General features: G+C 35.1%; 6 protein-coding genes. 2 read left to right on the forward strand and 4 right to left on the reverse strand.

Annotation, left to right across the window (positions count from 1 at the left end; translation table 11 throughout):
- A partial coding sequence (locus tag OZD63_RS03230; protein WP_275008101.1) for a PDDEXK nuclease domain-containing protein occupies nucleotides 1-473 on the forward strand: 473 nt, incomplete at its 5' end.
- Nucleotides 474-668: 195 nt separating this feature from the next.
- Nucleotides 669-1391, forward strand: coding sequence for a DNA repair protein RecO (gene recO, locus OZD63_RS03235; RefSeq protein ID WP_275008102.1), 723 nt, complete (start codon nucleotides 669-671; stop codon nucleotides 1389-1391).
- Between the two features lie 144 nt (nucleotides 1392-1535).
- On the opposite strand, the gene OZD63_RS03240 is transcribed toward recO, so the two are convergent.
- Genes OZD63_RS03240 through clpB form a run of 4 tightly spaced genes read right to left on the reverse strand, consistent with a single transcriptional unit; the run spans nucleotide 1536 to nucleotide 10531 of the window.
- Nucleotides 1536-2918, reverse strand: a complete 1383-nt coding sequence (locus OZD63_RS03240; RefSeq protein ID WP_275008104.1) for a PleD family two-component system response regulator — start codon at nucleotides 2916-2918, stop codon at nucleotides 1536-1538.
- Nucleotides 2890-3186: a Sec-independent protein translocase subunit TatB gene (gene tatB, locus OZD63_RS03245; protein ID WP_274979698.1), complete on the reverse strand. Its 297-nt coding sequence runs from the start codon at nucleotides 3184-3186 to the stop codon at nucleotides 2890-2892. Before tatB ends, OZD63_RS03240 begins: the two co-directional genes overlap by 29 nt.
- 4 nt (nucleotides 3187-3190) lie before the next feature.
- Nucleotides 3191-7942 carry an NAD-glutamate dehydrogenase gene (locus OZD63_RS03250; protein WP_275008106.1) on the reverse strand — a complete coding sequence of 1584 codons (4752 nt, stop codon included), beginning with the start codon at nucleotides 7940-7942 and terminating at the stop codon, nucleotides 3191-3193.
- Nucleotides 7943-7969: 27 nt separating this feature from the next.
- Nucleotides 7970-10531, reverse strand: coding sequence for an ATP-dependent chaperone ClpB (gene clpB / locus OZD63_RS03255; protein WP_275008107.1), 2562 nt, complete (start codon nucleotides 10529-10531; stop codon nucleotides 7970-7972).
- Between the last annotated feature and the right edge of the window lie 223 nt (nucleotides 10532-10754).

Here is a 10754-nt window from a genome sequence, read left to right on the forward strand (position 1 = left end):
AGCTTGCAAATGATTGTCCTTTCCTTCATTTCTCTCCTATTACGAAGATTTTAAACAGGTTCTTAGAACTCGGTGAAGGATTTGCATTTGTTGGTAGACAATTTCATTTAGATGTTGGTAATAAAGACTTTTATATTGATTTATTATTCTATCATTTAAAGTTACGTTGCTTCGTAGTGATTGAACTAAAAGGTAAGGATTTTAAGCCGGAATATGCTGGTAAAATGAATTTTTATCTTTCTGCAGTTGATGATTTACTGAAGCACTCGACAGATCAACCTTCTATAGGGTTAATCTTATGTAAATCTAAAGACGATGTACTTGCTAAATATACACTCAAAGACATAAATAAACCAATAGGATTAGCAGAATATCGAATAACTGAAAATCTACCAGAGAACATAAAAACAGCTTTACCGACGATAGAAGAATTGGAAGCTGAATTATCCAAAATTTCAGATAAGGAAAAGTAATGGTTACTAAAATCATTCAAACAATTATTTGGCAAACCAAAAGCTCAGCATGGAGGCTCAGGAAGAAGAGTGGCAGCCAATAACTTACTCTCTCATAGCCTTGAAACTTTGGAATAGTAACGGAGTAAGTGATTTTTATGGATTGCAAGCTCTAGGTGTACTATCCTATAATGTCATACGGTCAATGCACTCTAAATGAGATGGAAAGATGAAGGCATCATTATAGCTGCTAAAAAATACGGCGATAAAAACTTAATTCTTTCTCTGTTTACAAAAAGTCATGGAAAGCGCAGGGGATTAACTAAGCTAACAAACAATAGCAATTATAAGTTTCAGATAAGTAATCTATTACATGCAGAATGGAGTGCTAAGTTACCTGAAAATCTAGGTTTTTTTAGGTGCGAATTAATCAAATCTCCATTCCATCATTTCTTTCAAGATAGGTTAAAAAGCATTACTATTGCTTCTTTCTCCTCTATTTTAGAAAAAGTGCTTCCAGAAAGTGAACCCTGTGCCATGCTGTATGACAATTTTCGATGTTTCATCGATGTAATAAAACACAACAATCAGTCTTGGCAAAGCCATTATCTTAACTTAGAGCTTCTGCTTCTTACGCAATTGGGATTCAAGTTAGACTTATCCAAATGCGCTGTAACAGGTGTTAAGGAAAATCTGCAATTTATTTCTCCAAAAACTGGTAGAGCAGTGTCAAAAAAAGTAGGAGATTATTATGCAGATAAACTCCTACCTTTTCCACAAATGTTGCATGATGTATACAATAATACCCTACAAAACAGCTACTCATTCCAAGAATTTCAGTTAGGACTGAAAGTCACAGGATATTTTTTAAATAAGTATCTATTTTTGCAGTTAAACGTGAAATTTCCAGAGCTGAGAAACCTCATGTTGTCGCTTTAATCTTAGTTATCATTTTTTTGAAATCATTTCAGAAATCTATAGCTAACCCAAGCAACACGTCATACCGCGATTCATTCGCGGTATCTCAGCATAGATTCCGCTCACGAGTAGTGGAATGACGGTTGTCGGTAAACTTAAGCCACTTTAGCTATAGCCAGTAACCACTCTATTTCTACCACTGTTTTTTGCTTTATATAAATATCTGTCAGCACGTACTATAAATTTTTTAATATCATCAAAGTCAGATCCTTGCATTTCTGCAATTCCAATGCTCACAGTTACATTATGGGTTGTATTTTTATCCGCAAGTACAAAAGGTTCTTTAGCAATAATTTTTCGTATTCTCTCCGCAATAGTATACGCATCTGATACATTGGTATCTGGCATTACAACAACAAACTCCTCACCACCAAACCTAGCTAGTAAATCTGTCACTCTGATATTTTCAGAAATTCTTTTCTGTATTTGCTTTAAAAGTTCATCTCCAGCACTATGCCCAAAACTGTCATTCACTATCTTAAAATAGTCTATATCAAGTATCATAAGAGACAACCTTCTATCCTTTTCCACAGAGTCCTTAACAATGTTTCTTAAGTGTGCATCAAAATATCTTCTATTATAACAGTTAGTTAATGGGTCCTTTATAGACATTTCCGCATTATTAAATAAATTCATTCTCAAGGCATCTTGATATCTTTTGCGTTTTACTTGCGAATTAACCCTTGCTATTAGCTCACCCTCATCCAAAGGTACTGTTAAATAATCATTAGCACCTACATCAAGTGCTTTTACTAAATTGTTTTTATCATAATCCTCAGAAAGAATCAGAATTGGTGTATAACGTGTTTCCACCTTACTACGAAACTCAGAACACAAACGCAAGCCGTCAGTTTTTGAAAATTGCATATTAGAAATGATCAGGTCGTAACCACTCTCAATACCAACCTTCAATGCTTCCATTGGATCACTCAGTATTTTAATTGACCTAAAGCGTTGCTTTAATATATCATATATCTGCTCTGCTTGATGAACATCCTCATCTATAACAAGTATGTTAGCATCAAAAATCTGATTGGAATAATCCATAATACTGTTTCCTGCGACTCCACCAATCTCAGCGTTAGTTTCTCCTCTCAAACGCAATTCATCAATAATCATCTTTAAGCGTGTGAGAGACTTAATTCGTGCAGATAAAGCAGTTTCGTTTATTGGTTTAGTCAGAAAATCATCCGCGCCAGCATTAATACCTTGCACTCTATCATGAGTATCATGCAGCGCAGTTACCATAATTATTGGAACATGGGTTGTCAAGGGATCACTCTTTAGCTCCTTACAAACTTGAAAGCCATTCATCTTTGGCATCATGATATCAAGTAATATAATATCGGGCTGCTGCTTTGCTACTAAATCTATAGCTTCTTCACCATCATGAGCTACGATAACCGTATAGTACTCTGCTTTTAGTCGAGCTTCTAAAAGCTTGACATTAGATAGTACATCATCTACTACCAGAATCTTTGCTGTCATTATCTTTAGATGTATTATCTATATCATAAGTAGGATAAAGCTTACCATTTTTACCAATTATGTAATTTACTTTCTCAGCATTACATTCTTTATGTAAGTCTTCAACTCCTGCGTCTTTCAATAACCTCCTAGCTTTTGATTTTATAATCATAAGATACTTATACACATTCCTAATAAGATCAATAAATACAGGCACCTTATTTTTATCAAGAACAATTATGCTCACTAAAGCTACAACTAAAATTTCTGAAAGACCTATATTGAACATTTTCCTATGAAGCAAGTACTTTAATCCTTCTGATTATAAATATTAATTTGCTTAAATCAAGTTTAGAAGCAACCATCTCATCTAAAAAACTATTATAACGTTCTATGTAGTCCTTATCATCACAAGCCCAGGTTTGAACCTTATCTTCAGGGTTATCAGTAGCTTTTATGACTTTAACAGCTAGCTTGTGATGGTAATTGCTTAAATCGTCCAATAAATCATTAACTAAGCTGCGATCCCAATAAGAAGAGCGGCTTTTCATCTTGATGGCAATTGTTCTAATCAGATCGAATCTTAACAGCGACTTTAACTCAAAGTATATTTTACCAGCATCAAGAATGGACAAAGATGTCTGTTCAGCAACAGATATAATGTCTAGTGCATAAGCAAGAACGCATAGATCAGCAACTTTTTTTGCTAGATCTTTATTTATATTAAGTTCTACTAAAGAAGTTGATCCATGGCTATAGATCTTTAATAGGTGTTCATCTAAAACATCAGTTAAGTTCTGGCCTAAAGTTTCAATTGCATCTTTAAATTTTGTAACATCATCCAATTCTACAAAGCTAAGCTTGCCAAGATTTTTCACTAGCCAAAATGATACTCTGCCAATAAATTTCTGCACGTTCCTCACTATTTGTAAGTATGAGTTAACATCAATTTTTCCATCCAATTCATCAATTTTCTGCCACAGGCTGTTTAAATCATACAGGTGGTTAACAACAATATATATGTTAACCGCTTCTTGTATCTTAATTCCAGTGTTCTCAGCCAAATTATTGATGAATATACAGCCCATTCTATTCACTACATCATTTGCAATGCAAGTAGAGATAATTTCTCTACGAAGTTGGTGTTTTAATATGAAATCCTTAAACTTTGTTACCATCTTTTTAGGAAAATAACCTAGCAAGTAGTCATGAGATATAAGATCTTTTTCAGACAGATCGGAATGTATAATTTCATTTTTTATTGCTGTTCTAGCATAAGACATTAGAACAGAGAGCTGAGGAGAACTGAAACCTTCTGCACCAGTTAACATCCTTGCTATCTCTTCTTCAGTTGGAAGAAATTCTACGCTTCGGTTTAACAGCCCAGATTTTTCTAAACTGAGCAGTAACCTGTGGTGCTGCTCCAATCTCTCTTTAGCTTGCAAACACTCAAGAAGTAATGCTTTTGTTTCAATTTTGTTGTGGTTCTCAAGCACTTTGGATGCAACTTCATCCACCATACTTGCCAGTATTTCATTCCTTTTTTCTAAAGAAATACCCCCTGCTTTCATAGCTGAAACAAATGCAATCTTAATGTTAACTTCAAGGTCCGAACATATCACTCCGGCTGAATTATCAACAAAGTCTGCATTGATATATCCACCTTTTTCAGCATATTCTATTCTTCCAAACTGTGTACAACCAAGATTTCCACCCTCTATAAACATAGAAGCTCTAATATCTTTACCATTCACTCTTAACTCATCGTTTGCTTTGTCACCGACCATGCTATGATTTTCACTCTTTGCCTTAACAAACGTGCCAATTCCTCCATTCCATATGAAATCCACTTTTGCTTTCAATAGATATCTAATCAAATCACTTGGAGGTAGCATATCTTCTGTTATATCAAAGCACTTTTTTATTTCTTGAGAAATGTTTACTTGCTTACTGCTACGCTCAAATACTCCTCCACCCTTAGAAATCAAATCTTTATTATAATCCATCCAAGTTGAAAATGGTAACTCAAAGAGACGTTTACGCTCTGTGAAACTCTTTTCTGCATCAGGGTTTGGGTCAACAAAAATATGCATATGGTTAAATGCGCCGATTAAATGTATATTTTTTGAAAGCAGCATACCGTTTCCAAATAGATCGCCAGCCATATCTCCAATTCCAATAACAGTTGTATCCTGGTAAGTATCCTTATTCATTTTCCAAAAATGCCTCTGTGCTGCAATCCATGCACCTCTGGCTGTAATACCCATTTTTTTGTGATCATAACCTGCTGATCCACCAGATGCAAATGCATCGCCAAGCCAAAAATTGTATTCAGAGGCTATCTGGTTGGCATAATCAGAAAATGAAGCAGTGCCTTTATCTGCTGCAACTACCAAGTATGGATCGTCTTCATCATACCTAATCACATTCTCTGGTGGAATTATTTCACCATCAACCACGTTATCAGTAATATCAAGCATTCCTCTAATAAAACTCTTATAGCACTCAACACTTTTCTCTCTTAAAATATTCTTATCTTTATAAGCTTGCTTTATTACAAATCCACCCTTTGCACCAACAGGGACAATAACCGCATTTTTTGTCATCTGAGCTTTCATGAGCCCCAAAACTTCACTGCGGAAATCTTCCGTCCTATCCGACCACCTTAAGCCACCACGGGCTAATTTCCCTCCTCTTAGATGTATTCCCTCAAAAAGGTTTGAATAAATATACAATTCGCGATACGGACGAGGATCAGGCAAACCATTTATTTTACTTGAGTCAAATTTTGTAGATAAATATGGTTTATCGTCTTGATAATAACTGGTCCTTAAAATAGCCATTATCAAGTTAAATATCGAGCGCAAAACGTAATCATGTGAAACATTGCTGATCTCTTTTAGAAGTTCCTCAATTTTTTCTCTGACAATGTCCGTAGTTTCTGCTCTATCAATGTCTATGTTAGGATCAAATCTTGCATGAAATAGTTGTATCAAATACTTTACTACTTTTGGATACTCTGAGACTACCTTTTGGATATATTCTGGGTTGTAGTTAAATGACGTCTGCTTTAGATAGGCACTTAGCGCTCTAATCAGAAGCACTTCCTTCCACTTGAGCCCAGCAATAATGATCAAACTATTGAAATAGTCATTCTTAATTTCCTTGCTAAACACTTTCGCAAGTGTTATTTCAAATTGCTCTTTTAGAGTAATGTTGTCTATTAATTCATCGACTCTTGACAACACAAAATGGTGTATCCATATTCCACCGTTAATTTCTATGTAATAGCCATTATGAGATAGAATTTTAGCTCCCAAATTCTTAGTGATCCTTAATATCTTCGATAATTCAAGGCCTCCATTGTTTGGAGTATAAACCTTTAATTGATAATTAAGATTATCACGAGTAAGTCTTAAATCGACCTCGCTAACTCCTTTCTTCCTCACTATCTCCAATTTTTTCATATCGTAATATGCGTCATGAGGTTCGAAACTCTCTTGATAGCTTATTGGAAATGCCTTGCAATAACGGATGAATATATCCTCAACAGTGCTAAAAGTATTGTATAAATTGTCTATAAAACGATCTTCCCACTTTTCTGTAATGTTTCTTAATTTGTTTTCGATACGCAAAACTTCATCATCAAGAACGCTAGCATTTTTGGTCTTTAGCACTACATGCAATTTCATCAAATCATATTCATTGATAATGTGATTGTTATAAATATCTGAACTTCCTGCACTTGTCTCATCCTTCAATATGTCACGTATTTTGAACATTAGCCTAGCGCTAGCATAACGCATCGGTATCAGCACTATGCAACTAATAAAATCCCCGACTCTTCTTAAAAATAATCTGACCCTTGGCCTAATCGCAAGAGACATGATCGAAATGCAAATTTTAAATAATTCGTCTTCATTTGATTGGAATAATTCATCACAAGAGAACACTTGCAAAATAGAAATCAAAGCTTTATTGTTGTGGCCCCCGGTTACAAATCCTGCATTTTTTTCTATAACTTTAACTTTATCTTTTATTATTGGAATAGTTCGAATATCTTGGACCTCCGCTACAGAAGTAAATAGCCCGAAAAAACGCCGTTCCTTTACTACATTACCCTGGTCATCAAATTCTTTTATTCCTATACAATTCATGTATGTACGCCGATGGACTATTGAGATTAGATCTGATCTCAATATGTATAGGGAATCAAGGTTTGCAGAAGGAATCAACGTACTTTGACCTACTCTCATCAGGCCAAGGTCCTTTTTGCCATCACAGACGAGTTTTTCATCTTTACCAGCAATATATTCTTGATAACCTAGAAATACAAAATTATTATTCTTTAACCAAACTAGAAAATCTTTTTGCTCTTGATTTCGGTCTGGTGTCATTCCAGTGCGTGACACTGGAATCCACGTGTCCTTTTCCTGGATCCCAGTATCAAGTGCTGGGATGACAGAAAGACTTGCCTCATCAAGTTTCTTAAGCATTAAGTGCCAATCTTTCACAACACAATTAACTGCTTTCAGCGTTTTTTGTAGAGATTCTTTTAATGTATCAACAAAACTGTCACTTATACCTTTGATAATTACATATATAACTGACTCTTTTATTCCATTACTTTCTTCCAAAGGGTAAATCTCATCTATTAGGCCATCTTTTCTTTTAATGTTAATTATGCTGTTGCTATAATAGCATATGGTTAAATCGTGCGACTTAATAGTTGTAATAACGGAGTCAACCAAAAATGGCATATCATCGTTTGTTATCTTAATCGTGGTAAAATCGCCTTCTATTCCTGGTATATCATCTATATTACTTACTACTAACTTACTTTCATCTTTCTCTTTTTGAGAAACAAAATTGTAAGCATCGTTTACAATATATAGCAAAAACTTATCATTGGCTTTTAGGTCGCTTTTATAAACAAAACTATAAAAATACTTAATAAATTTTTTAATTTTTTCTTTATCTTGCTGATTTTCTTGATCAGCTAACTCAAATAAAGACTCAGTGTCAACATTATGATCTATACACATTTTTTTTAACAAAAATACACAGTGAACTTAAACCTTTTTAACTAAGATTTCATTATCAAGAGCGTACACTATTAGTTCATCATTTTCTACTACTTCCCCCGATAAAACTAATTTAGCTAAATTATTTTGAATACACTCTTGTATCACCCTTTTTAGGGGCCTTGCTCCATATTCAGGGTCATAGCCAGTTTGTGCTATTAGTTCTTTAGCTTCCTGCGACAAACTTATACTCAGTTTACGCTTAGCAAGTGTTTTTTGTAAATAAGAAAATTGAACATCTATAATTTTATAGATGTCATTTCTGGTTAAACTGTGAAATATAATAATTTCATCCAGTCTGTTTAAAAATTCTGGACGAAATGTTGATTTAATTATCTGCATTACCTCATCTTTTACAGACTCAGCAATCCCCTTTAGCATTATCTCAGCACCAAGATTAGAAGTTAAAATCAGTATGGTATTGCGAAAATCAATCAATTTGCCATGACTATCAGTGAGTCTCCCCTCATCCAAGATTTGCAGCAATAGATTAAATATATCTGGATTTGCCTTTTCTATCTCATCAAATAAGATTACCTGATATGGTCTTCTCCTCACTGCTTCAGTTAATCTGCCACCTTGTTCATAGCCAACATACCCTGGAGGTGCGCCAATTAACTTTGAAACAGAATGTTTTTCCATATATTCTGACATATCAAAACGCAAAAGCGCTGATTGATCGTCAAACAGAAATTCAGCAAGGGCTTTTGCCAATTCTGTTTTTCCAACTCCGGTTGGACCCAAGAATAAGAATGAACCAAAAGGTCGATTAGTATCTTGCACACCAGAGCGAGAGCGCCTAACTGCATTACTTATCGCTTCTATTGCATCTTTCTGCCCTATTACTCTTCTTCCTATTTCATTCTCCATGTTGAGAAGTTTTTCCTTTTCGCTGTGCATCATGTTATCAACTGGAATTCCTGTCCACTTTGAAACAATGTTTGCAATATCATCTCCAGTCACTTCTTTCTTTAAGAAACTATCAGTAACCTTTTCCTGATTTTTTAATTCATTCTCAAGCTGAGGAATCACACCATACATCAGCTCTCCTGCTCTTCCCAAATTCCCACTACGCTGAACTAATTCCAACTCTTTTCTAGCGTTATCTAATTTTTCGGCTGTTTCTTGTATTCTAGCTATTTTATTCTTTTCCATCTGCCATTTGCTGTTCAAGTCAGCAAATTTACTGTTTAAATTTTCGATCTCTTCATTTATCTTTTTTAAACGCTGTTTAGAATTTTCATCACTTTCTTTTTTTAAAGCCTCTGCTTCAATCTTTAGCTGTATAACCTTTCTCTCAAGTTCATCAATAACTTCAGGCTTGCTATCCATTTCAATTCTCACCCTGCTTGCTGCTTCATCAATCAAATCAATTGCTTTATCAGGTAAAAACCTATCTGTTATATATCTATTGGACAACGTTGCAGCAGCAATTATTGCACCATCTGTAATTCTTATACCATGATGCACCTCATATCTTTCCTTCAAACCCCTGAGTATTGAAATGGTATCAGTTTCAGTTGGTTGAGAGATAAACACAGGCTGAAAACGCCTTGCAAGTGCAGGATCTTTTTCTATATGCTGACGATATTCATCTAAAGTTGTGGCTCCTATACAGCGAATTTCTCCACGCGCAAGAGCAGGCTTCAGCAGATTCGAGGCATCCATTGCACCACTTGTTGCTCCTGCTCCAACTAAAGTGTGCAATTCATCGATGAATAATATAATTTTTCCCTCCGCTCTCGAAATCTCATTAATCACTGCTTTTAACCTTTCCTCAAACTCTCCTCTAAACTTAGTGCCAGCAATTAGTGCTCCAAGATCCAAAGCTAAGACCTTTGCATCATGCAAACCAAGTGGCACATCGTTTGCAACAATTCTATTTGCAAGCCCCTCAACTATTGCAGTTTTTCCAACACCAGGTTCACCGATCAGCACTGGATTATTTTTTGTCCGCCTCAGTGATACCTGCATAGTTCTTCTGATCTCTTCATCACGACCAATTACAGGATCAAGCTTTCCTTGCATAGCAAGCTCTGTAACATCTTTTGTATATTTCTTTGCCGCGTTTAATTTTTCCTCACTGTTTGGCGAGTCCGCACTGCTGCCCTTTCTCATTTCTGCAATAACTGAGTTCAGTTTTTGTAGAGTCACACCATTCTCTGCCAGAATTTTGCCTACAGTATCATCTTTTTGTGCAGTGAGGCCCTGTAGTAAACGCTCAACAGCAACAAATGAATCTTTATTTCTTCTTGCAATACCAATTGAATCTTCAAAAACTTTTGCTATTTCTCTTGAAAGTTGAAGGCCACCACTTCCTGGACCTTCAATTACTGGCAACTTTTTTATTGCGCTATCCACAGCATCAGAAATACCTTGCACACTTCCACCACAAGCGTTTATCAAATCCTGAACTAAACCTGATTCATCTTCAAGCATCACTTTTAGTAAATGCTCAGGCATAAAAATCTGATGCCCAGCTCCCAACGCTTTCATTTGAGCACTTTGAATTAGACTTTTTGCTTTTTCGGTAAATTTATTTAAGTCCATAACACCAGTTAAATTCGTATTTGCTGATGTATATAACAACTGATTTCATAAATTTAAACCTAAAGTTGTTTATTGTTAGAACCTGTTAAGGATCTCGAAAATATGAGGTAAAATAAGCATAGTTAAGAAAGAGGTATATCTATGCAAAAAAGCTATCCAAGCGATATAAGTAAAGAACAATTTGAAAAAATTAGACCAATACTGGAGAGTAGCAGAAAGAAAA

Origin of the sequence: Wolbachia endosymbiont of Drosophila leontia (genome assembly GCF_028981785.1) — a bacterium.
In the GTDB taxonomy this organism is placed as follows: Bacteria; Pseudomonadota; Alphaproteobacteria; order Rickettsiales; family Anaplasmataceae; genus Wolbachia; species Wolbachia pipientis.